The organism is Pseudomonas sp. PDM03 (genome assembly GCF_014852385.1).
Lineage (GTDB): Bacteria > Pseudomonadota > Gammaproteobacteria > Pseudomonadales > Pseudomonadaceae > Aquipseudomonas > Aquipseudomonas migulae.
Genome location: NZ_JACVBM010000013.1, coordinates 1 through 22,931 on the forward strand (window position 1 = coordinate 1; position 22,931 = coordinate 22,931).

Below are 22,931 nucleotides of genomic sequence, written 5' to 3' on the forward strand. Positions count from 1 at the left end.
CCCAATAACAGAGCAGCAAAGGTCACCGAAGGGCCGAAAAACCACTCAATGTGGTGAGTAGGTTCTCCAGTGGTGGTCGTGCCTGAGTTCAGGTGATCTGAAAATCCGACTTTTTCAACAGAATCGGCCAAAAGCAGACGCTCAACTTACCTACTAAACTGGGGGCGATTCAGCTCCCGACTGGTTTTCGTCAATGAAGGATTATTGAATGGCCCCTGAGATCTGCATGTTTTGCGAGAATTTAGCGGGAAGTGAAGAGCATGTGTTCCTATCATCTTTAGGTGGACGAGCAGTTACACGTCGAGCTATGTGCCTCGATTGTAATAATTCTTTCGCCAGCGAGGAAACCGGCAAGGTCGACGACGCGCTCGCTGAAGCACTCATTCAAATTCGTAATGCACTCAAAATTTGGACTGGCCGCGGTAAACCACCACCGACAATCCTTCGAGCAGGAACGATGGACGATGGCGTTGAGTTTGACCTTGCACCAGGCGTGGTACCGCTCGTGCGAGCAGCCCAAATCCCAGATCAGCTAGTGCAAGGCCAAGTGATAGTTGCAAGGGACGTCAAGGATGCTAAGCGATTAAAGACAATTTTTGAAAAGCGAAAATGGCCACTTTCAACAGAGCAAGCGGTGTTAGTTACTAAGAAAGTACCAACCGTCCGCATACGCACCTCGTTTGATGGTAACAAGGTGTGGCGATGTGTGGCAAAAACTGCCGTCGTAGGATGTGTAGTGCTTTATGGGAACGACCAAGCCAAGGCGGTCATTTCTCCTGAGGTGCTGACATCCATCAGGCATGGAATACCGCCTATTGGCCGGTTCGCAGGGTGGGACTATGTAAATGACTGGCCCCAGATAACAAGTTTAACACCGCACCAAAACACTCCCGATGCCAGCCTGTCCGGTTTTGAGCATTCTTTAATCTTCACCGATGTTCGAGACCGATTGGTCGCTTATGTGGAGTTGTTTGGAGGATGGCGCTTTTCGGTCAATCTCGGCCCAAAGGCTGGCCTTCCGTTGAGAGGAATTGTCCCCAACCCCCGCTCGTTGAAGCCAGCTCGTTTTGAAGTCAACGCGATAGCCCCTGATTCTTATCTGCCTCGTACAGAGCAATCTTTTAAAGCCGAACATCAAGAAGTTTGGGCCGAGGTTACAGTTGCTGCTAATAGAGCAATGGAGCGCTGGAAAATTGAATCTCAAGAACAATATGCGCAGAATCTCTCGGATGATCTGATTCGTGCGGTTAGCGATGCTGGGGAAAATGAGTCTCAGCGCCAAAAAGTCATTGACGACTTCGCAGCTAAGCTGGTCTTGGTGGAATGGGGGGAGTCTTGGGAGACTGATCTTGGCAGTCTGCTAAATGAAGATGCTGAGGTCGAGGGTTCGCGATAGCCGCCCACGTGAGGAAAGATAGATTAAGTAATAGGCTGATGTCGGCGAGGAACAGCCGTTCAATTATCTAAAAAACAGGACGATTCATTCATTTTCGTTGAAACGCTCAGTCAAGACCCGCCTCAGCATTGCTTCCATATCCTTAGCATTTTTTACAGCTTTGTCAAACTCAGCTTTGTTGTTCGGGCGACGGCCGAATTCATCCTGAAAATAATAAGTTCCATCCTGCATTTTCATCGTCATGAAGCCGACTTGAAGAGCCGTCGCATAGCCCCGAGGCAGCAGAAAATTCCCCAACCTGCTCCAGAGCGTTGTTTTAAGATGACGTTCAGGAAATAAGTGCTCTTCTGTGCAACTCGCGATGTAGCGCTCCGCACGCATCTTGACTATGTAGTTTACCTCCCGAACCTGCTTTTCAGAAAGTTGTCGTCCTCTTTGAATTCCATCGTAGGTAATCATTGGATTGCCAAATAGGCGAGCATTAGTACGGGACTTTCTGGCTCGAGTCTCCCCTTGCTTCCGTCCCCATTCCCGATGAGTGATTACCATCAAACGGTCACCATCAAGAGGCAAGAGGGTTTGAGTTCCCAACCAATGTTGTGGCGCATCCAGACCTTCAGGTATTTTGGGGTCCTTTGGGAAAACATGAGAATTGAAAAAAATCACTGGATGGTCTGAAAAAATAAACTTAGTAGTAGAATGGGTGGCCTCAAAAATCTCAATTGCACCCTCCATCCACATTACACAATGCATTCTGCGAACTTCTTGCATACGAACCATGAGTTCTTGCTGGTTTCTCGCTTGAAACGTTGCTCGAAGGAAGCGGAGACCTTTAGGTGTACGAAGCCTAAGCGCGTCTAGGAATTCAAAGACTTGAGTATAGGTAAAGTGAATTTTCTCAAGGTCGTTTTCTGCCAATGCCTTTATTGCTTCCTTCCCAGTTCTATCTATTTCTCCGAATAGTAATCTCTCAATATCATCGTTGGGCTTACCCAGCACTCGCGTTGTGTAGAGGTTTCGCTCAAAAAACCACGCGTCTGGGCCTTTAGTCAGTATCTGTCGCCCTTTCCCAACAATCGCGCCCTTGTCATCGCGGAACACCTCGGGACGCATATCCAGTATTTTGAATACTGTACTTCCTTCTACAAGAAATCCTCTTTGGTACCACTGCGGAACGTAGTGGTGTCTATACGACTGTTGCTTTGACATTGAAGCCTCCATTCCCTGCGCCATAATCGCCCAAAAGGAAATTCGCGAGTTTACTCGTTGGATCGAATCTAGGTGACTCAAGGTGTAAGTGAATGCCCCGACGATCAGCAAATTTCCTTCGCAGTTGGTGGATTTGACTGTATAGGAAGAGCCTAGGTCAGGCCGTAGCTAAGAGCGTAAGCTTGGGAAACCATATTGTTTCATTTTGACCCACTCGGTAATCTCTTCGAATGTTGTAAAATTATGCTCGGAAATTTTAAAAATCAATTTCCTCGTCAACTTCTCTATTCTCAACACGTCTTCATTTTCCGCGCGCTCTCCCGCGTGCGCAATTTTACTCCGAATGCCATATAGGAATTTTATTTCTTTTTCGATGTTTAGGCGCTCGGCTGGTAGCTCAGAAAATATGAACGCTGCTCGTTCAGATATTTTCTGAGTGATACTGCCCATTGAACTCAGATAAGACTGAGTCTCCTTTCCTGTAAGCAGGCACTCTAAAGAGATTGCAAAAAACAAGAATTGCTGTTCGTTGGTGTCTGCGTTAACTGCCTTTCCAAACCAATAAATTGATTGAGATATAGACTTTTGAATCGCTGTTCTCTTTTGGTAGCTCTGAAGAAGTGACTGGTATTCTTCGGTTATGGTTTTGCGGATGGATTCGTCTATTAAGTGATAAGTGGTAGCGGGTTCTTCAGGTCGAAGCATAGATAATGGTTCGCAAATAGCCTCATAGCCATCATGCCCCGGATTAAGAAGCCTAAAACTTAGCTCATATGGATAGTTGTGAAAATGGCTCTCTCGGTCATTATATTGATAGTAAACAGTGGAGCCCCCTGATTCAGAGCCCCATATTGAGATCTTTCTTCGCCTCGGACTAAGGTCACCATAATCCTTGCTGTACCAGTTACTAGCTCTTTTCCAAGCTCTATATGAAGAAGACCCAACGTGCAGGGAGAGTAAGGCGCAAAGGTATTCAGAGAGTTCGAGCGCTCTTGCGATAGACTCTTCCTCATCCGTGTTAGACTCTACTTCAAAATAGCAATGACATGATTTCAATGCATTTATATCATGTTGAGAGCTAAATCGTGCTTCACTATCATTTAATAATTTAGGGAGAAGCCCCTCATCTCGCCGATAAAGAGTTCCAAACCCTAAATTTATTGATGGCACGCGTATATCAATGCCTTGTATCGGTATGCATGTATTGCGCTTCTTAATCAAGCCTTTGAGGTGATTGGTTAGATCCTCAGCGGCTTCTTCGCAAGTATTAAATGATAGGCATATCTTAGCAATTGCACCGGAGAACATCTCTTCAGTTAGTGCCCGACAATTATCTGGAAAAAACTTCAGGGCGCCGCTCAGACCTTTCCGATATTCATCTTCATTCCACCTTACAAGCTTGTAAGGCTTTCCGAATAGATTGAATGTTTTGTCTTGCTTGTCAGATGGTTCAATAGTTGTGGCTGAAACTGATTGTTGCAAATACTTAATAAGGTTTTTGCTATCCATAACAATTCCCCAATACCCTGCACTGATAGTCAGCACGCTTAGTACGATCCAGAATAGATGATCTACACCTGCCTGCCTCTAGTCAAGCTCACTCCTTCCCCTCCGAGAGTCAACCCGGTTTCGATGCGCCTTGTCCTTAGTGGGGTGCTCCTTAAGACACTTGTCAAATGGCTTTTATCGGCGTCTCTTTCGTGAGTTTAACCTTCAATATGGAAACTCCCGCTGAACGATTTAGCCAATCTGTTGCGTCGACCGGTTGAATCCACTGCTGATAGCCGCCCTCCACTAGCGACCGCACTGCGCTCCAGTTTCCCCCGCAAACACTGAACCCAAAACACAAAAAAGATCAGTCGACCGTCACCGATCAGAGGGGCTTTCCGATTACGCTTCTACTTACAAAGCCATATTACTAGCAGCATTAGCCTTCGGCGCTTCAGCCGGGGCTGTTACCTAACCGGCTGGTGGCGGAGTCAGTTGCAGTATCTTGGTTTAAACCCACTCTTCTGCAACCTTCTCAGGACTGCCATTCTGCTGGGTGCCGTAGCTCGGCACGATCAGGGTTTTTTCTGCCAGGCTGGCGAAACGACCTTGTCATTGAACACTTTCTGCAGCACGGTCAGCACGATGGGTACTACCCTCGAAGCGTCGGGCGAACCGCCCAGCAGACCGGCGATGGTGCCGTCAGTGGAAGCAACAATTTCAGTGCCCAGTTTCAGTACGCCACCGGCGGCTTCATCACGCTTGATAATTTACACGCGTTGACCGGCTTGCCACAGGCGCCGGTCTTCAACCTTGGCGTTCGGGAAGTATTCTTTCAGGGCGTTGAGGCGGTTGCGCGTGGTAGTGGTCAGCAGGTCCACGCACGAGCCTTCCTTGAGGAACATGGAGGTTAAATTCGCGATGTTCCAAAAAGGATAGACATAGTTATCGGCAGAATCTTTGTGCAACAATCGCCGACGACTCATTTTACAAGGATGTTCAAAATGGCAGGAAAGCCCGCTGCTCGAGTTACAGACCCAACTGACTGTCCTCTCCCTGGTCATGGCGTGAATCCCATCGCTGCTGGCTCACCCGATGTTTTCTTTGACGGTTTGGCCGCTGCTCGCCTTGACGACCAAAGCGCGTGCGGCAGCCCAATCGCCGGGGAAGTCGCCTCAACTGTTCTAATCAACGGCAAACCTGCCGCCACCGTGGGCAGCGTCGGAGCCCATGGCAATAAAGTGGTGAGTGGCTCCGCAACAGTGATCATCGGCAACGCCCATACTCCAGCAGATTTCATCCCACCTCTGCCAATGCCTCTGTGGTTGCAACCGTTCAATGAACAGTTCCGCATTCTTGGGAGCGACGGTCAACCTCTCGCTCATGTCCCCTATCACATCAAGGATGAGGCCGGTCAGGTTTACACCGGATTTTCTGACGAGTCAGGGCATACGCTACGTATTTCGACCAAAAAACAGGAAACACTTGAAATTACTACTGGCGTCGCTGCACTGGAAAAGTGGGGTGACGCATGACCGAGTTCTCCTGCAAAGTTCCGACGAATCAACAAGCCGGTTCGGTTAGCAATGTCTCTGGCTACCCAATGCCTGCGAACATCCACATGTTTGTCGTCGTCGACGAGATAGGTAAAGATGGCTTTCTGGTGAGAAGAATTTATGCCTCTCCAGACAACCCTCACCTGATTGCCAAAAATCTCCCGGACTTTCAAATCAAGCATGAAATCTGGCCAGAAAAATTTGGCATGATGCCTGTTGATCCAAAATCAAACGCCACTGTGGCTGAGCATGTTTTTAGCAGCAGGAAATATCCATCCGGCTATGTGTCAACCAGCTCTATTTTCCCTGATGGCTCGCCACGCTTCGAAGGAAAGGCCGTTTATATAGATGTTGCAAAAGCTAAGGCGGCTGGAGCCAAACTGGTTACCACTGAGGAAATCCTGAAATCCTTGGAGGAATACAAAAAAATTGCACCAAAAAATGTGGCGAAGATAGATCAGATCGCTGATTGGGTAAAAAATATCGATAAGGAGGTATTGGTCCAAGCGGAAAAGATACCTCCTAAAGCGATTTTTACACCTGGCTCATACAAAGCCACCTCTGTACTGATCAAAGGCGCGAGAGTAGTGAGAGTATTCGCCATTGGCTTTACCGCTTACGACTTGATATTGGCGGCCGATGAGTCCATCAAGCAAAAGAGCATCAAGCCAATCTCAGTTGAAGTGGTCAAACAGGCAGGTGGGTGGGGTGGAGCGATCGCAGGAGCAAGAATCGGCGTCGTTGCAGGTGCCGCAGTTGGCATCGAAACAGGCCCGGGAGCGATCGTTAGTGGTGCGGTGGGAGGCATTATATTCGGCACTGCTGGTTATTTTGGAGCTAGCTGGCTTACCGAATATTTACAGGACTGAGATAGATAATGAGCATTTTTAGTCGCATCAAAGCCTTCATAAAGCAAGAGCCGAAAGAGCAGATCGTCGGTCATTCAATACCAGAGTTGCAATCGGTTTTCGTTAAACCATTAATCAGTGAAAGCTTCCTACCCAGCTTCCTGAAAATCACCTCTTTGGAAGAAGTAGGCATTCCAGCCTATTACACCTCATTCTTAATCGACCAAAAGGACACTCTTAATTTTCTTGCACTCGTCGAAGCAAATTTTAATTACGCAACTGAAAAAACCTTCAACGATCTACTCGTCAAAAAATACTCAAACGCCCTAAAAGACGAACATTTAATTTTTTTCACATCCACCAGAGAATTCAACGCGGTGACTGTACGACTGGTCACCAATAGCGCTGGTTTTTTGGATGCCGTCGTTGGCGAAAAATTCTCCCTACCGCCTCCATGGGTAGCGTTTGAGGGTTACAACCCTTCCTGGTGGGGAGGCCATATGCAAGGTGCACAGGGCTACTACAACGACAACTATTTCCTTCCCTTTTTCACTCAGCTGAGTGACTCAGAAAGACAGGCGTATTACGCAAGATTTAAAGCTACGGACGAGTGGATCAAGGCCTTGGAGCTAATGTACGACGAGGAGTGAGTGGTCCACTCAGGTCTGCTCTGGAGTCCAATTGGACTCCTACGTTTATCACGACAAAACAGCCATCAATCTTTTAACAAGCCTTCCGCGATTGTCCCCGAAAAAACTGTCTCAACCGGCCCAATCAAAAAGACCGGCCCCACGCCATCCCATTGAACCGTGACACTCCCGCCATCACATTCAACCTCAACGGTATCGTCCAACAACCCCCGACGAATCCCGTTAACCGCAGCACCACAAGAGCACGACCCTGAACCCAGCGGAATCCCGCCCCAGCGCTCCCAAATGCGCAGTCGAATATGCTTGCGGTCAATGATCTGGACGAAATGCACATTCGTCCTGAGCGGAAACAGCGGGTGGGTTTCAATGGCGGGTCCGATGGCCGCGATATCAATCGCCGCGAGGTCATCCACAAAGTAGGTGCAGTGCGGATTGCCCATGCTGCACGCACTCGGGCCACCATCAAGGGGCAGAACCAACGTATCCATTTCATGAGCCAGAGGAACATCCGACCAGCCAAACAACGGCGTTCCCATGCTGACGGAAATGTTGCCGTTGGAGGTTCGTTGGCAAGTGAGCAGCCCCCGGTTGGTCCGAAGCATTATCGACGTCGAATTCGATTCACGCATCAGCCTGTCCGCAGCACCCCGCGTTGCGCTGCCACACACATCCAGCGTGGAGCCATCGGTATTCCAGAACATCAATCGCGCATCGGCGTCTTCGCAATCGAGCACCACTGCGAGTTGATTGAAACCGATGCCGCGGTGGCGATCCCCCATTCGCCGAGCCAGGGCGCTTGTCACTGGATTGGCCGAGTTTCGCGCGTCCACGACCACGAAGTCGTCGCCATTGGCGTGCATCTTATGGAAACTCAGCGGCATAGACAGATCCCTGTGGTGAATGGCCGTTTGCAGGCGATCTAGCCCCATTCGCAGTGCTTTTGCAAGTTGCGTGAGGGTAAGCGAAAACTACCCACCTGCCCTGTATTCCAGACACAAAAAAGCCCACTGACCGTCACCGGTTCAGTGGGCTTTTTGACTGGGCGTCTAGTTACAGAGCCATATCAGTTGCAGCGTTTGCCTTCGGCGCTTTTGGCGCTTCAGCCGGGGCCGCTGCCGGGGTCGCTACTTGACCGATCGCCGGTGGCGGGGTCAGTTGCAGGACCTTGGCGGTGTAAGCCCACTCTTGTGCAACCTTCTCAGGACTGCCATTCAGCTGGGTGCCGTAGCTCGGCACGATCTGGTGCAGTTTTTCCTGCCAGGCCGGCGAAGCGACCTTGTCCTTGAACACTTTCTGCAGCACGGTCAGCATGATCGGCGCAGCGGTCGAAGCACCTGGCGATGCGCCCAGCAGGCCGGCGATGGTGCCGTCAGCGGAAGCAACGATTTCGGTGCCCAGTTTCAGCACGCCCCCGGCGGCTTCATCACGCTTGATGATTTGCACGCGCTGGCCGGCTTGCCACAGGCGCCAGTCTTCAGCCTTGGCGTTCGGGAAGTATTCTTTCAGGGCGTTGAGGCGGTCTTCGTCAGACAGCATCAGCTGACCGGCAAGGTACTCGACCAGCGGGTATTCCTTGATGCCGACCTTGGTCATCGGCCACACGTTGTGCGTGGTGGTGGTGGTCAGCAGGTCCAGGTACGAGCCTTCTTTGAGGAACTTGGTGCTGAAGGTCGCGAATGGGCCAAACAGGATCACGCGCTTGCCGTCCAGAACACGGGTGTCCAGGTGCGGAACCGACATTGGCGGTGCGCCAACGGAAGCTTTGCCGTAGGCCTTGGCCAGGTGTTGCTCGGCGATGGTCGGGTTTTCGGTGACGAGGAACGAGCCGCCGACCGGGAAGCCTGCGTATTCCTTGGCTTCAGGAATGCCGGACTTCTGCAGCAGGTGCAAGGCACCGCCGCCCGCGCCGATGAACACGAACTTGGCGTCGGTTTCGGACTTGCTGCCGTCTTTCAGGTTTTTGTAGCTGACGCGCCAGCTGCCGTCTTCGTTCTTGGTGATGTCTTGCACTTCGCTAGACAGTTTCAAGTCGAATTTCGGGGTGGTTTGCAGGTGCGCAACGAACTGGCGGGTGATTTCGCCGAAGTTCACGTCGGTGCCGATCGGGGACCAGGTGGCCGCGATTTTCTGGTTCGGGTCGCGCCCTTCCATCATCAGCGGAACCCACTTGGCGATTTGCGCCGGGTCTTCCGAGTACTGCATGCCGGCGAACAGCGGGCTCGCTTGCAGGGCTTCGTAGCGCTTTTTCAGGAACTTGATGTTGTCATCGCCCCACACGAAGCTCATGTGCGGTGTGGAGTTGATGAACGAACGCGGGTTTTTCAGCACGCCTTGCTGAACCTGCCAGGCCCAGAACTGACGGGAGATCTGGAACGCTTCGTTGATTTCAACGGCTTTCGGGATCGAGACATTGCCCTTGTCGTCTTCCGGGGTGTAGTTCAACTCGGCCAGGGCGGAGTGACCGGTACCGGCGTTGTTCCAGCCGTTGGAGCTTTCCAGGGCGACGCCGTCGAGGCGCTCGATCATTTCCATCGAGGTGCCAGGTTCCAGCTCATTGAGCCATACACCGAGGGTCGCGCTCATGATGCCGCCGCCGATCAGCAGCACATCGACTTTCTTTGCCTCTTCCGCGTGAACGGACGTGATCCCCATCGACAAAGCCAGCCCCAGCAGGGCCGTGTTCATTTTCTTAAACATCTTGTAGCACCTTTGATAAAACGTCATCCGCCCTTCCATCCTCACGACGAAACCCTTGTTTCACACGGCATTCAGGCAAATGTCGTGGGGCTCGCACAGGAGATCCGGAGGGTGGGCACACAAGGCCGACGTGATCCATCGACCTCAGTTTATATGTCCCTACTGAACTGACTTTTTATCTTTATTGGCTTCAGCTACTTGAGCGACAGTGATTCTGTTGGCGCGTCTCGAGAACACGCAAACTGAATAGGTCAAACCAAGTTGAGGTGAAGAATATCACGCCGGAGCAAACCCGCGCGTCTGTTCCCGACCTGATAGTCCGAACGCCTGTACGCCAAGCAGTCGCGAGGCAGGGCTATGAGTTGGTCCAGAAGCTGCTCGCGGTGCCATGCACACTCAACATTCGAGTACAAAAATGCTCTCTGTCCCTCAATGGCTCAGTGCATTTCTTGTCGCATTGTGCGTTAACACGACCTCTCCCCAACCTGCGTAATCAAAAAAAACGGCATTGATACAGTGGTTTGAAGTCGTCTGCAGAAAAATCAGCGCCAAAATGATGGCATGATAGCATCACACTATCCTCCACTGAAGATCGACCATTACAGGAAAGCTCAAAAGCTGATGGCGAACCAAACTCAATGCCTGCTCGACTCAAACATCATTGACATTGACACGGCACTCCAACTGCGGAATGCAGCGAAGGAAACCAATCAAAAACGCCCTGATTTCAGATGTTTAGCATGTGGTGAACCGACCAAACCGCATATGGCTAGCGGCCACGGTGCTGCGCATTTTGAGCATTTAAATCGCAACCCAGACTGCCCGTTGTGTCATGTCGGATACATCCCTGTAGACGCACGACCAAGTGCAGCCCCCCTCAAACCGGATTATTCGATTGACGACCCAAAGGCCATTGAAGGCTATGAAATTGATCGACAGATTACAGTCCGTGCAAGGCACCAAGGAATAGTTCAAGCCTGTAAAGAACGAGATGACTTTCGGTGTCTGGCCTGCGGTTTCCGGTTACAGCTTGACGGGAAATTCATTATTGAGTGCCATCATGTTAAGCCTTTGGCTGAGTACGGGGAGCGCGAAATTTCTCTAAGCGAGTTGATATGCCTGTGCCCAACTTGTCACCGCATCGCTCACACCCGACAGCGCCCCTTTGACGTAACAGAACTCAAACAGTTGCTGAGAGAAATACCCGAAAACACATGACAAATTAACATCCAAAGCCACCTGTTCAGTTTAAACGTCCATTCACTATGGCGATTAGACAGCGAAGGGACATCGACCTCATTCACCAGCCACCCGCCAGCGAATATAAAACAAACATATCAAAGGCTTAAAGCAATGCAACTTGATAAAATTTATCACCGAACAAAAGTCGAAACAGCGTACAAAATCGTTACAAGCAAAAACATGTGGAGCAAAGATGGGCACAAACAGGCGAACTTCCACACCGAGAAATTTGGAGGCGGCAACCTGTGCCACAATGAAATCACTCTGGTATTCAGATGGCACGGAAAAGTGCAGCGCACTAAAACAACTGAATGGCCAGCACCACCCAATATCTTACACTGGACTCCATGGGCTGCGGCTCCAGATGAACTGTGGACCTTAGCGCTATTCCCAGGAACCAATAACAACTTAACGCTGATAGATATTTGTGAAATCCAAACATCGGATGAATATTCCACACTAACAGAAACTGAAAAACTTGTACTTATCGAGAAAATCAGAAGCGAAATATTGACAGGCATTCCTATTCAAGTCCCATCACTTCAACACATAAATAACGCGAACAAAACACCCAACAAGCCACCAGCCTGGGATGTATTCAAACAATATCTAATATCGAACCTAAATAAAGCATCAACTTTTATCAGCACCCTCAGAAAGCCTTAAAAACCTTAGATCTGTTATCAAACTCATCCTGACTTATCTGCCATAATGAAACCTCAATGAGCTATCTTGACGACATAAAGCGCATTAAAGAATTGTCCTTAGCCACCCTAGATTACCTTTCAAAAAGTAAATCCAGACGGCTTGCCCTTGTAGCCTTCGGCGGGTTTATTTTCGGTAGCAGCGTCTTGGGCTGCTGGGCTCTTTGGGACCTATCAAACCAAGAGCAAATTAGGCAAAGCAGACAGGATCTACATATACACCGAGTCATAGCAATCAGCAATACAGCCGTAGAAAAACTAAAACTATGCGCAAATGCCACGCAAGAAAAATCAGTACTTGCCAAACCATATTGCGAGGATGCAAAACTAGATGCAATACGGGCGATCAATGATATTAACTACAAACAACGCATTGAAAGCTATCTACAAAAAGATGGATACCTGATGGCTGCAGCACTTATTAATAATAATGTCGAACATGAAAAGCTAACCTTCAAAGAAAAACAACTAGCCTCTTATGAAGAGAAACGCAAATCGCTTTTAAGGTGGATGCCTGCCTCAGTCGCCTTGGCGATATTAAGCATATTAGGTCCCTACATAATTATGTACTTTAGAGTGAGATCAAGAAAAGCAAAAACTTGGCAAGACCCCCTGTAACAACGCGTTCATTTATAAAGTATCGGACTGCCGCCAGAGGCAATCGATGTCACCTATCAGCCCAAATGCACAGGCGCCAAGCATTACTATACTCAACCTGTTTTTTCGATGAACCGGTGAGGAGCAGTCATGAGCGATAAAAACGATCTGCGCAAATATTCCTCTCAAGTGGTCGATGGCGTGGAGCGTGCGCCCGGTCGCTCGATGCTGCGGGCCGTGGGTTTTACCGACGAGGACTTCAAGAAACCGCAGATCGGCATCGCCTCGACGTGGGCGATGGTCACGCCGTGCAACATGCACATCGACAAACTGGCGGTCGAGGCCGAAAAAGGCGCGAATGCCGCCGGGGCCAAGGGCGTCATTTTCAACACCATCACCATTTCCGACGGCATCGCCAACGGCACGGAAGGCATGAAGTATTCGCTGGTGTCACGCGAGGTGATTGCCGATTCCATCGAGGTCGTGGCCGGTTGCGAAGGCTTCGACGGCCTGGTGACCGTGGGCGGTTGCGACAAGAACATGCCGGGCTGCCTGATCGGCATGGCGCGGCTGAACCGCCCTTCCATCTTCGTCTATGGCGGGACGATCAGGCCCGGTGCCGGCCACACCGACATCATTTCCGTGTTCGAAGCCGTGGGCCAGAATGCGCGTGGCGACATCAACGAAATCCAGGTCAAGCAGATCGAGGAAGTGGCGATTCCCGGCCCCGGTTCCTGCGGCGGGATGTACACGGCCAACACCATGGCCTCGGCCATTGAAGCGCTGGGCATGAGCCTGCCCGGTTCCAGCTCTCAGGACGCTGTCGGCAGCGACAAGGCCTCGGACAGTTTCCGCGCCGGCCAGCAGGTCATGGAGTTGTTGAAGCTGGACCTCAAACCACGGGACATCATGACCCGCAAAGCCTTCGAAAATGCGATCCGCGTGGTCATCGCCCTCGCCGGCTCCACCAATGCGGTGCTGCATCTGTTGGCCATGGCGCACGCGGTGGATGTCGAGTTGACGCTGGATGATTTCGTCGAGTTGGGCAAAGTCTCGCCAGTGGTGGCCGACCTGCGCCCCAGCGGCAAATACATGATGAGCGAACTGGTGGCCATCGGCGGCATTCAACCGCTGATGAAGCGCATGCTCGCGGCCGGCATGTTGCATGGCGATGCGATGACGGTGACCGGCAAGACCCTCGCGGAAAACCTCGAAAACGTGGCGGATTATCCGGAAGGCCAGAACGTGATTCTGCCCTTCGACCAGCCGGTGAAAAAGGACTCGCACCTGGTGGTGCTGCGCGGCAACCTTTCGCCCACCGGCGCAGTGGCCAAGATCACGGGCAAGGAAGGTTTGCGCTTTGAAGGTACGGCGCGGGTCTACCACGGCGAAGAAGGTGCGCTGGCCGGGATTCTCAATGGCGAAGTGAAAGCGGGTGACGTGATCGTGATTCGCTACGAAGGGCCCAAGGGCGGCCCGGGCATGCGCGAAATGCTCTCGCCGACGTCGGCGGTCATGGGCAAGGGGTTGGGCAAGGATGTTGCGTTGATTACCGATGGCCGCTTTTCCGGTGGTTCACACGGCTTTGTGGTGGGCCATATCACGCCGGAAGCCTTTGATGGCGGGCCGATTGCGTTGATCGAAGACGGCGACAAAATCACCATCGATGCCGAAACCCGGCAGATCACGGTCGACGTTTCCGATGCCCAACTGGCCGAGCGCAAAACCCGTTGGGTGCGGCCTGAGTCCAGGTACAAACGCGGGGTGTTGGCGAAGTATGCGAAGACGGTGTCCAGCGCCTCCGAGGGTGCCGTCACCGATAAATACTTGTAGGCAGGAACATACATTTTGTAAACATCGCAGATCATCTGTAGGAGCCGGCTTGCTGGCGATGCTAACAACGCGGTATCCCGTTAAACCGCGTTGCTCCTATCGCCAGCAAGCCGGCTCCTACAGGGTTGTGTTTATTTTCACAGGCGAAACCGGTCCACCGACTGCGACAATTTCCCCGCCAGCGCCGACAGGTCATCCGTTGTCGAGGGTGCCTTCACCGACAAATACTTGTAGGAGCCGGCTTGCTGGCGATGCTAACAACGCGGTATTCCGTCAAACCGCGTTGTTGCCATCGCCAGCAAGCCGGCTCCTACAGGGTCGTGTTCATTTTTAGAGGCGAAACCGATCCACCGACTGCGACAATTTCCCCGCCAGCGCCGACAGGTCATCCGTCGTCGAGGGTGCCGTCACCGATAAATACCTGTAGGAGCCGGCTTGCTGGCGATGGGGGCTGCGCGGTATCCCGTTAAACCGCGTTGTTGCCATCGCCAGCAAGCCGGCTCCTACAGGGCTGTGTTTATTTTCACAGGCGAAACCGGTCCAGCGACTGCGATAATTTCCCCGCCAGCGCCGACAGGTCATCCGTCGTCGAGGGTGCCTTCACCGATAACTACCTGTAGGAGCCGGCTTGCTGGCGATGGGGGCTGCGCGGTATCCCGTCAAACCGCGTTGTTGCCATCGCCAGCAAGCCGGCTCCTACAGGGTCGTGTTCATTTTTAGAGGCGAAACCGGTCCACCGACTGCGACAATTTCCCCGCCAGCACCGACAGGTCATCCGTTGTCGAGGGTGCCGTCACCGATAAATACTTGTAGGAGCCGGCTTGCTGGCGATGGGGGCTGCGCGGTATCCCGTTAAACCGCGTTGCACTTATCGCCGGCAAGCCGGCTCCTACAGGGTTGTGTTTATTTTTAGAGGCGAAACCGATCCACCGACTGCGACAATTTCCCCGCCAGCGCCGACAGGTCATCCGTCGTCGAAGCCGTCTGGCCGATCACCTTGCTGTTGCCTTCGGACATGCCCGCAATCATTTCCACCTGATGCGCTATTTCATTGCTGGCCAGGCTCTGCTCGCCAATCGTGCGGGAGATGTCATTCACCAGTTGCGTGGTGTTCAGCGTGGCTTCGAGAATTTCGCGGATGGCGCGCTCGACGTCGGCGGTCACGGCCATGCCTTTGTCGACCTGCGCGACGCCCGCCTCCATGCTGGTGACCGCTTCGCGGGTGCTTTGCTGGATGCGTGAAACCATCGCGGCAATTTCCTGGGTCGAGGCGCTGGTGCGGCCCGCCAGGCTACGGACCTCGTCGGCTACCACCGCAAACCCACGGCCCTGCTCACCGGCGCGAGCCGCCTCAATGGCGGCGTTCAGTGCCAGCAGGTTGGTTTGATCGGCAATGCCCTTGATCACCTGAATGATGCTGAATATCGCCTCGGACTCCTTGTCCAGCGTGCGGATGACCTGTGCCGATTGCTGTGCCGACCGCGCGATCCCGTCCATGTCGTTGACCACCTGATGGATCACCCGACCGCCATCCTTGGCCAGCGCCTCGGCCTGATTGGCCATGTTCAACGCACGCTCGGCGTGGCGGGTGATTTCTTCGATGCTTGCGGTCATCTCACTGGCGGCGGCAGCCATGGTGCTGGCGGCAGCGCTTTGTTGCTGGCTGCTGCCGGCCACTTCGTGACAACCGTTGCTCAATTGCGCGCTCATCCCGCTGACGCCGTGGGCGTTGCTGCGCACGACTTCGATCATGCCGCGCAAATCGCGCTGCATGGTCGCGAGGCTGCGAATCAGTGCGCTGGCTTCGTCCTTGTGGGTGGGTTCGACAATCGGCTCGCTCAGGTTGCCGTGGGCGATGCTCTCGGCGATGCGGCTGGCGGTCCGCAACGGCCCCATGATGCTCAGGATCACCCAGCGGCCCTGAACGATCAGCAGCAACAGGCTGGCGATGAGCACGATACCGAGCGTGAGGTTGGCGTTGTCGATGGCATGCTGGGTGCCCGTGCTGGTCTGTTGGGTGTTGGTCTCGATCAGCTCGCTGAGGGCGGCCATCTGGTCTTCCAGTTGGCTGAACGCCGTGTTGAAAGCGCCCAGTTCCTTTTGTGCGGCATCCGGGTTTTCCAGCGCCAGCCCGACGATACGTTCGGCGGCACTGATGTAGGTGTCGAGGCTGGGTTTGATCTTGTTCAGGCCAGCCTTGATGGTGTCGTTGACCGGCAGCTTAAGGTTGTCGCCGAGCATTTCACGAAAGTGCGAGGCGTGTTCCTCGATGGAGCTGCGCACCTCGGCTTTGCTGCTGGTGCTTTTGCCCAGCCCGACGACCATCGCCGACAGCACATCCGCGCGTAACGCGTCATGCATCATGTCGGCTTCGAGGTGATTGCGCAGCGCAGTCATGCTGACCTCGTTGTCATTCACTGCCGTCGCCATTTGCGAATTTCCCAGGTAACTGACCAGGCTCATGATCAAGGCCGTGAGCAGGCCGGTGCCGATCAACAAGAGCAAACGTAATTTTATCGACACTCTGTGGGTCTCCTGTCAGTGGGTGCAGCCATTCGCGCATGGCTTCTGAACAGGTTATCGACTGCGTCACAGCGCAATTGAAGGCTATTTCGATGGGCTCGCGCTTTTACGACATGCGGTCGTCATCGGCGCTTTTTGCGTTTTACGACAAAGGGAAACCAGCAACAGGCTAAAGAACGCACCGGCCACCGCAAGTGCCATGTCCTTTTGTGAATCCCAGGGATCGTTTTGTGCACCGACAAAGGCCTGCGAGGTGTCGTCGCCCAGGTACGCGCCACCGATCCACTCCACCAGCTCATACACCGCCGACGTCGACAACATGATGTTCATCGTGATGAAAAACAGCCAGAAACCGCGCAACGGCGTAAGGCGCAGCAGCACTTCGCGAACCGGATACACCAGCAACAGCCCATAGCTCAGATGCACCAGCCGATCAAAATGGTTGCGTTGCAGCCCAAAGGTTTTATCCAGGCTGACACCGGTCAAGGCAGAGCACCAACGATCGTACGGCACCAGGGAATAGGTGTAGTGGGAACCCAGTTCGTGAATGCACAGGAAAACGAAGACCAGGCTGATCGACACGGCGGACAAACGAAACCAGCGAGAAACCGCGACCAGTGTGCCCACCAGCAACAACACCAACAGATTCTCCAGCGCCCAATCCACTCGGCTGTGGGGAGAAAAGCCCAGGACCACGACAATCGACAACAGGAGGATCAGCAGCGCCAGTTCGTATCGCGTATGTGCGTTTGGCTGCATGATTTGAGTGCCTCACAGGTTGGATGCAGCGTGAGCCTGGCAGCGCAAAAGCACTGGGGTGTTATCAGAGATGCACCAGCCTCCCCGCTATATCACGCATGAACATCTTCATAACTTCGAGAAAAGCCCGGCGCGCAAGTTCGTTTTTTTCACTGCTCATGCTAGGTTGTACGACGACTGACGAATAACGCTAAACGTTCGTCGCTCGATCACCCACAACAACAAGGAAACACCCATGAAAAAAGCGAAATTGCTGGTTGGATTTCTGTGCCTGTTCAGTGGCTATGTCGCGGCCGCCCCGTCCGCCGCTGAAAAAGACGTGGCCCAGGCAGTCGACCACCTGACCCAGGCCATGCTGAAAAAGAACATTTCCGAACTGAACGCTCTGACCGCCGAAAACCTGACCTACGGGCATTCCAGCGGGAAAATCCAGAACAAGCAGGAATACATCGCCGACATCGAAACCGGTCGAAGCGCCTTCAAGACCCTCGAAATGCAAAACCAGACCATCACCCTGTCCGGTGACGTGGCGTTGGTTCGCAACCATTTCTCGGCACAGGCGCTGAAAGGCACTGAAGTGATTCCGACCGAAATCGAGAACTTCCAGATCTGGCAGAAACAGAAAGGCCACTGGCTGCTGGTCGGGCGTCAGGCGTTCAAGTTCTGATTTGGGTTGTGTAGGAGCGAGCCCGCTCGCGATGGCCCCATAAGCGCCGCGTTGATTCAGGCAAACTGCGTCATCGTTGACGTTCATCGCGAGCGGGCTCGCTCCTACAATGACCGTTGATCTGCGCGCGGGGCGAACGCCCGATAAAAACATATTTTTATGCTTAAATTGATATTGTCGAACAATCCCACTTCCCGAGGGTGCCGTCATGAATATCAAGATCCTGGCTTTAATGTTGTTGGCGTTCTGTGCTCAACCGGTCTGGAGTCAGACGCCGCCCGCCTCAACGGCTGCGCCTGACAGCGTTGCATTGACCACGCGCCTGGCCCTGCGCAACCTGTGGGTCGAACATGTGTTCTGGATCAGAAATTACGCCATCGCCAATCAGGCTGCCGACAAGCAGCAAGCCAAAGTCGCCGCTGATCAGGTGGTCGACAACGCCACCAAAATCGCCAATAGCATCGCCCCGCTCTACGGTCAGCCTGCTGCCGATCAGTTGCTCAAATTGCTGGCCGGCCACTGGGGTGCGGTGAAGCATTACAGCGATGCAACGGTCGCCAAAGACAGCAAAGGCAAGCAAGCCGCAGTCGCGGACCTGACCAGCAATGCCAAGGCGATTGCCGCGTTCCTGGCCAAAGCCAACCCCAACTTGCCTGAAGCCACGCTGGTTGCCATGCTCGGTGCTCACGGGGGCCATCATGTCGCGCAGATCGATGAACTCGCCGCACACGATTACGCAGGCGAAGCGCGGACCTGGCACATGATGCGCGGCCATATCCTGGCGCTGGCCGACGCGCTGACGGCGGCACTGGTCAAGCAGTTCCCGGACAAGTTCTGACGTCGGGCGAGGACACACCATGCTGGAAGGACTGGGCCGGACACAGCAAGACCTGCTCAATGCGCTGCTGCACCATGCGAGCGGCATGAGCATTGACGAGTTGGCCGAACAACTGGCCGTCACCCGCACTGCGATTCGCCAGCATCTGGCGGCGCTTGAGCGTGACGGCCTGGTGTTACGGGGCGAAACCCGGCCGACGGGTCGGCGCCCAGAGCAACTGTACCGGCTCACCGACCATGCCAAGGAGCAGTTTCCTCGCCAGTATCAGATGCTGGCGAGTGTGCTGATCGATGAAGTGGCCGGCATCATCGGTCCCGAAGCGCTGGCCACGCTGATGCGCAGCATGGGTCGAAAACTGGCGCTGGATCGTGAATCGCAGGTGGTCGACGAAGCCAGGATCGTGCAACACATGAACCAGGCGGGATACCAGTCGGAGGTGTTCTTTCGCTCCAGCGGTGACCCGGAAATCGTCGCGCACAACTGCGTTTTTCACCGACTCGCAGAGGCCCATCCGGTGGTCTGTGAACTGGACCTGGCCTTGATCGGCACGCTGGGCGGCGCAGAAGTCGACCATACGGAATGCATGGTGCGCGGCGGTAATGTCTGTCGGTTCAAGCTTCGACCAAGCGCAGAAACGGCCACCGGGCCTGATAACTTGCGGCCTTCCGGGCAAACAGATCCGGTTGATGATTGAGCGGATTGATCCGTAACAGCCCGTCCTCGACATCGCTCAAACCGTAAGGCGCGTACACCTCGCCGCTCACCACATCGAGGCCGATACACGTCCCTGCAATCAGATACCGGTCTATGCCATCCTTCGTCGACCTCAGTTGCGGGTACGACCTGCCAAATCGTTGTTCGTACCAACGATGAACCCGTGCCTGGTTCTTGATTTCGATGTTCACGTCGAGGTCGTGAAAGAGTTCGCGGGCCCCGAGGATGACTTCGTTCTCGGCGTCCCACGATTCGTCTTCATCAAAGTAAAACACGTCGTAATCCTTGATGCCCCACGCGGCAGGCCGGCCGGATTGCTGATTCCACACAGCCTGAAACAGGCAGCCCGCCGTCAACATGCACTGATTGATTCCGAGCGCGGGCAGGCGCCGGGCAATCTCGGCGTTGGCCGGGTTGGTCATCGCGATTTCAATCAGCGTATGGGTGGTCAGGGTCATGCTGTCTCCGTGCGGGGCCTAAATCCTTTGGGCAGACGATACATTAAAAGCGCTCAATGAAAGACCGGGCGCGAGTGTTTCACTCCACCCGCCGGAAGGCTAAAGTGTCGCAACTCACCAGGACACCATGGACGCCAATGTATAGCCAAACGCCTGAGCCTCAATCCATCTGCAACCCCATTACCAGCAGCGCGATTTTTATCGTGGCAACCCTGGTGCCCGGCAGTGATGCTGCCGGTAAAGTCCGGGCCTGTTGCGCCGATGTCGCGGCCCTGACGCGATCGGTTGGTAAACGCGTCCCTTCCGGTAACTTGTCGTGTGTCTGCGGTTTCGGTTCCACAGTCTGGGACACGCTGTTTGGTAACCCGCGCCCCGCGTCGCTGCATGCATTTCGCGAGTTTGGTGCAGGGGAACGTCGCGCTGTTGCAACACCGGGCGACATTTTGCTGCACATTCGTGCAGACCAGATGGACCTCTGCTTCGAATTGGCGACCCAGTTACTTTCATCGCTTGGAGAGGCTGTTTCGGTTGTCGATGAGGTTCAGGGTTTTCGCTATTTCGATATGCGCAGCATCATCGGTTTTGTGGATGGCACTGAAAATCCGGTCGGCCGCAAGGCAGTCGACTTCACGCTTGTCGGCAATGAAGATCCGTCCTTCACCGCAGGCAGCTATGTGCTGGTGCAGAAGTACCTGCACAACATGACTGCCTGGAACGCGCTGTCCGTTGAAGCTCAGGAGCGGATTATCGGGAGAACCAAATTGTCCGACATCGAACTCGATGACTCGGTCAAACCCACCTCTTCGCACAGTGCCCTGACGACGATCACCCAGGACGGGCAGGAAGTGAAAATCCTGCGCGACAACATGCCCTTTGGCCGTCCTGGCGCTGGCGAGTTCGGCACATATTTCATAGGCTATGCGCGCTCGCCTGCTCCGCTTGAACAGATGCTCGAAAACATGTTTGTCGGCAGACCCGCGGGTAATTACGACCGTTTGCTCGATTTCAGCACGGCGGTGACCGGAAGCCTGTTCTTCGTTCCGTCTGCAGATCTGCTGGAAGAACTGGCGGACCGTTTCACCTGAGGACTGTCCGTTCCATTGGCGAAGTCAGAGATTGCAGTGGCGATCATCTCAAAGGTAGTATTGAGAACGATTCACACTAACATCTGGAAAGCCAACCGGTGCAAGTTCCTCCGACCAGCAAGCTGGGCTTCTTTTTCAGCGACCATCATCGCTGGCTGCTGCAGCATATCCAGCGGCGCCTGCGCAATCACGCGGACGCCGAGGACACCGCCGCCGATACGTTTTGCCAGATGCTGGTGGCCCGGGTAGACCCCGACAGCATCGAACAACCTCGCGCGTACCTGTCGACCATTGCCCGACGACTGATCTTTGACCGTCATCGCCGGCGCAAGCTGGAACTGGCCTACCTCGAACGTCTGTCCACGCTGCCTGAATCGTTCGCCCCCTCCCCTGAAGAACAGTTGCAACTGATCGAAGCCCTGGTCGCGATCGACCGGGCGCTCGACGGCTTGCCACTGGTCGTCAAGGCCACGTTCCTCTACAGCCAGCTGGACGGTCTGAGCTACGTGGCGATTGCTCACAAAATGGGGCTTTCGGAACGCACGGTCAGCCGCTACATGAAACAGGCGTTGCGTCAGTGCTACCTGAGCGAGTTGACGCCATGAGCAAGCCGCGCCTTGACCCGGTCAGCGAGCAGGCCATCGACTGGATGGTGAGCCTTCGTGCCGGCAAACCCGATGCTGCACTGCAAGAGCGGTTCAACGCATGGCTGGCGATGGACCCCGCACACGCCCAGGCCTGGGCCACCTTGCAGGAGCGTCTTGGCGGTTCCTTCAACACGATTCGTGCCTTGGATCGGCGTCTGCCCGGTCAAGCCAACGAAGCGCGGCAACTGCTGTTGCAGCCCCACGGTTCACGCCGCGATGCGCTCCGCGTGATCGCGGGCCTGGGTCTGCTGGGCGGCGGCGCGTGGCTCGGCATTCGCAGCCCGCTGGGTGACTCGCTGCTGGCGGATCTGCACACCGGCCGTGGCCAGCGTCAGGATTTCACGCTGGCCGACGGCAGCCGCCTGAGTCTGAACGCGAACAGCGCGGTGGACCTGCGCTTCGATGACAAGCAAAGGCTGGTGATTCTGCGCCACGGCGAACTGGTGATTCAGGTGGCGGCCGACCCCCAGCGTCCGCTGCGGGTGCGCACCGCTCAAGGTGAAATACGGGCACTGGGCACCCGTTTCCTCGTGGCTCAGGAACAAGACGCGACTCGCGTGGTGGTGCTGCAACACTCCATCGAAGCCCGTCTGTTCGACGGCACGACGCTTGACCTGCAGGAAGGTCAATCGGCCTTGTTGTATGCAGGGAACATTGCTCCGGTGGCCGGCGATCAGCGTCATCGCGCCGATTGGCTCAGCGGGCGATTGAACGTGCTGGACGATCCTCTGGAACAGGTCGTCGATGCGCTACGCCCGTACAGCCGGGGTTTTGTCCGCGTGGCTCCCGAGGTTCGCGGCTTGCGCGTTCAGGGCGTATTCCCGTTGAACGATCCGGATCGGGTGTTCATGGCCCTGGCGGAAACCCTGCCGATTCGCGTGGATCGCTACAGCCCATGGTTGACGCTGATACGTGCAAAAGAGTCGCGCTGATAAATTTTTTTTGAAAATAACTCTCATTCGTGTCCGGTTTTCATTTCTCGTCCCACCTATCTCCTGACACTTCCACATTTTCAGGAGA

General features: G+C 54.1%; 21 protein-coding genes and 2 pseudogenes. 14 read left to right on the forward strand and 9 right to left on the reverse strand.

Annotated features, from left to right (window positions below):
- The first annotated feature begins 208 nt into the window (after positions 1-208).
- Positions 209-1,396 (forward strand): hypothetical protein, encoded by a 1,188-nt coding sequence (locus IB254_RS17960; protein WP_192418462.1) that lies wholly within the window; start codon positions 209-211, stop codon positions 1,394-1,396.
- Positions 1,397-1,480: 84 nt separating this feature from the next.
- Here IB254_RS17960 and IB254_RS17965 read toward each other — a convergent pair whose 3' ends face one another.
- From IB254_RS17965 to IB254_RS17975, 3 genes and pseudogenes are all read right to left on the reverse strand, one after another.
- Entirely contained in the window at positions 1,481-2,605 is a 1,125-nt protein-coding gene (locus tag IB254_RS17965; RefSeq protein WP_192418464.1) for a DUF4238 domain-containing protein, read from the reverse strand.
- Positions 2,606-2,773: 168 nt separating this feature from the next.
- Positions 2,774-4,150 (reverse strand): HEPN domain-containing protein, encoded by a 1,377-nt coding sequence (locus IB254_RS17970; RefSeq protein WP_192418466.1) that lies wholly within the window; start codon positions 4,148-4,150, stop codon positions 2,774-2,776.
- 414 nt (positions 4,151-4,564) lie between these two features.
- Positions 4,565-5,025, reverse strand: a pseudogene (locus IB254_RS17975) (malate:quinone oxidoreductase); the annotation flags it as partial.
- 72 nt (positions 5,026-5,097) lie between these two features.
- On the opposite strand from IB254_RS17975, the gene IB254_RS17980 reads away from it, so the two are divergent.
- The 3 genes from IB254_RS17980 to IB254_RS17990 are packed head-to-tail and all read left to right on the forward strand — an operon-like array spanning position 5,098 to position 7,147.
- Positions 5,098-5,628 (forward strand): PAAR domain-containing protein, encoded by a 531-nt coding sequence (locus IB254_RS17980; RefSeq protein WP_192418468.1) that lies wholly within the window; start codon positions 5,098-5,100, stop codon positions 5,626-5,628.
- Complete coding sequence (locus tag IB254_RS17985; protein ID WP_225602407.1) at positions 5,625-6,518, forward strand: glycine zipper family protein; 894 nt, start codon at positions 5,625-5,627, stop codon at positions 6,516-6,518. Before IB254_RS17980 ends, IB254_RS17985 begins: the two co-directional genes overlap by 4 nt.
- An 8-nt stretch (positions 6,519-6,526) precedes the next feature.
- Positions 6,527-7,147: a hypothetical protein gene (locus IB254_RS17990; RefSeq protein WP_192418470.1), complete on the forward strand. Its 621-nt coding sequence runs from the start codon at positions 6,527-6,529 to the stop codon at positions 7,145-7,147.
- 65 nt (positions 7,148-7,212) lie between these two features.
- Here the strand turns inward: IB254_RS17990 and dapF are convergent, their stop codons facing one another.
- Both dapF and mqo read right to left on the reverse strand, forming a co-directional pair.
- Complete coding sequence (dapF, locus tag IB254_RS17995; protein WP_192418472.1) at positions 7,213-8,028, reverse strand: diaminopimelate epimerase; 816 nt, start codon at positions 8,026-8,028, stop codon at positions 7,213-7,215.
- A gap of 169 nt (positions 8,029-8,197) precedes the next feature.
- A complete protein-coding gene (gene mqo, locus IB254_RS18000; protein ID WP_192418474.1) occupies positions 8,198-9,844 on the reverse strand; it encodes a malate dehydrogenase (quinone) in 1,647 nt (548 codons plus the stop codon).
- A 561-nt stretch (positions 9,845-10,405) separates the two neighbouring features.
- Here mqo and IB254_RS18005 point away from each other — a divergent pair.
- From IB254_RS18005 to ilvD, 4 genes are all read left to right on the forward strand, one after another.
- The gene (locus IB254_RS18005; RefSeq protein ID WP_192418483.1) at positions 10,406-11,062 is read left to right on the forward strand and encodes an HNH endonuclease; all 657 of its coding nucleotides are present in this window, start codon (positions 10,406-10,408) and stop codon (positions 11,060-11,062) included.
- 135 nt (positions 11,063-11,197) lie between these two features.
- Positions 11,198-11,752, forward strand: a complete 555-nt coding sequence (locus tag IB254_RS18010; RefSeq protein WP_192418485.1) for a hypothetical protein — start codon at positions 11,198-11,200, stop codon at positions 11,750-11,752.
- 56 nt (positions 11,753-11,808) lie between these two features.
- A complete protein-coding gene (locus IB254_RS18015; RefSeq protein WP_192418487.1) occupies positions 11,809-12,408 on the forward strand; it encodes a hypothetical protein in 600 nt (199 codons plus the stop codon).
- A 129-nt stretch (positions 12,409-12,537) separates the two neighbouring features.
- A complete protein-coding gene (gene ilvD / locus IB254_RS18020) occupies positions 12,538-14,220 on the forward strand; it encodes a dihydroxy-acid dehydratase (RefSeq protein WP_192418489.1) in 1,683 nt (560 codons plus the stop codon).
- A gap of 909 nt (positions 14,221-15,129) precedes the next feature.
- Here ilvD and IB254_RS29915 read toward each other — a convergent pair.
- From IB254_RS29915 to IB254_RS18030, 3 genes and pseudogenes are all read right to left on the reverse strand, one after another.
- Positions 15,130-15,993 (reverse strand): methyl-accepting chemotaxis protein, encoded by an 864-nt coding sequence (locus tag IB254_RS29915; RefSeq protein ID WP_411738479.1) that lies wholly within the window; start codon positions 15,991-15,993, stop codon positions 15,130-15,132.
- Positions 15,988-16,743, reverse strand: a pseudogene (locus IB254_RS29920) (MCP four helix bundle domain-containing protein); the annotation flags it as partial. The gene IB254_RS29915 and the pseudogene IB254_RS29920, both read right to left, overlap by 6 nt.
- Positions 16,744-16,827: 84 nt before the next feature.
- Positions 16,828-17,502, reverse strand: coding sequence for a DUF2238 domain-containing protein (locus tag IB254_RS18030; protein ID WP_192418493.1), 675 nt, complete (start codon positions 17,500-17,502; stop codon positions 16,828-16,830).
- A gap of 235 nt (positions 17,503-17,737) precedes the next feature.
- Between IB254_RS18030 and IB254_RS18035 the strand changes: the two genes are divergently transcribed.
- The 3 genes from IB254_RS18035 (at position 17,738) to IB254_RS18045 (ending at position 19,701) form a co-directional block, all read left to right on the forward strand.
- Positions 17,738-18,169 carry a nuclear transport factor 2 family protein gene (locus IB254_RS18035; protein WP_008032405.1) on the forward strand — a complete coding sequence of 144 codons (432 nt, stop codon included), beginning with the start codon at positions 17,738-17,740 and terminating at the stop codon, positions 18,167-18,169.
- Between the two features lie 208 nt (positions 18,170-18,377).
- On the forward strand, positions 18,378-19,007 hold the full coding sequence (locus IB254_RS18040; protein WP_192418495.1) for a hypothetical protein: 630 nt from the start codon (positions 18,378-18,380) through the stop codon (positions 19,005-19,007).
- A 19-nt stretch (positions 19,008-19,026) separates the two neighbouring features.
- Positions 19,027-19,701 carry a helix-turn-helix transcriptional regulator gene (locus tag IB254_RS18045; RefSeq protein WP_192418497.1) on the forward strand — a complete coding sequence of 225 codons (675 nt, stop codon included), beginning with the start codon at positions 19,027-19,029 and terminating at the stop codon, positions 19,699-19,701.
- On the opposite strand, the gene IB254_RS18050 is transcribed toward IB254_RS18045, so the two are convergent.
- Positions 19,619-20,179, reverse strand: coding sequence for a nucleotidyltransferase family protein (locus IB254_RS18050; protein WP_192418499.1), 561 nt, complete (start codon positions 20,177-20,179; stop codon positions 19,619-19,621). The genes IB254_RS18045 and IB254_RS18050 overlap by 83 nt on opposite strands.
- 137 nt (positions 20,180-20,316) lie before the next feature.
- Between IB254_RS18050 and IB254_RS18055 the strand changes: the two genes are divergently transcribed.
- From IB254_RS18055 to IB254_RS18065, 3 genes are all read left to right on the forward strand, one after another.
- On the forward strand, positions 20,317-21,264 hold the full coding sequence (locus IB254_RS18055) for a Dyp-type peroxidase (protein WP_192418746.1): 948 nt from the start codon (positions 20,317-20,319) through the stop codon (positions 21,262-21,264).
- Positions 21,265-21,362: 98 nt separating this feature from the next.
- Positions 21,363-21,869, forward strand: a complete 507-nt coding sequence (locus tag IB254_RS18060) for a sigma-70 family RNA polymerase sigma factor (protein WP_008032410.1) — start codon at positions 21,363-21,365, stop codon at positions 21,867-21,869.
- Complete coding sequence (locus IB254_RS18065; RefSeq protein ID WP_192418501.1) at positions 21,866-22,843, forward strand: FecR domain-containing protein; 978 nt, start codon at positions 21,866-21,868, stop codon at positions 22,841-22,843. Before IB254_RS18060 ends, IB254_RS18065 begins: the two co-directional genes overlap by 4 nt.
- The last annotated feature ends 88 nt before the right edge of the window (positions 22,844-22,931 follow it).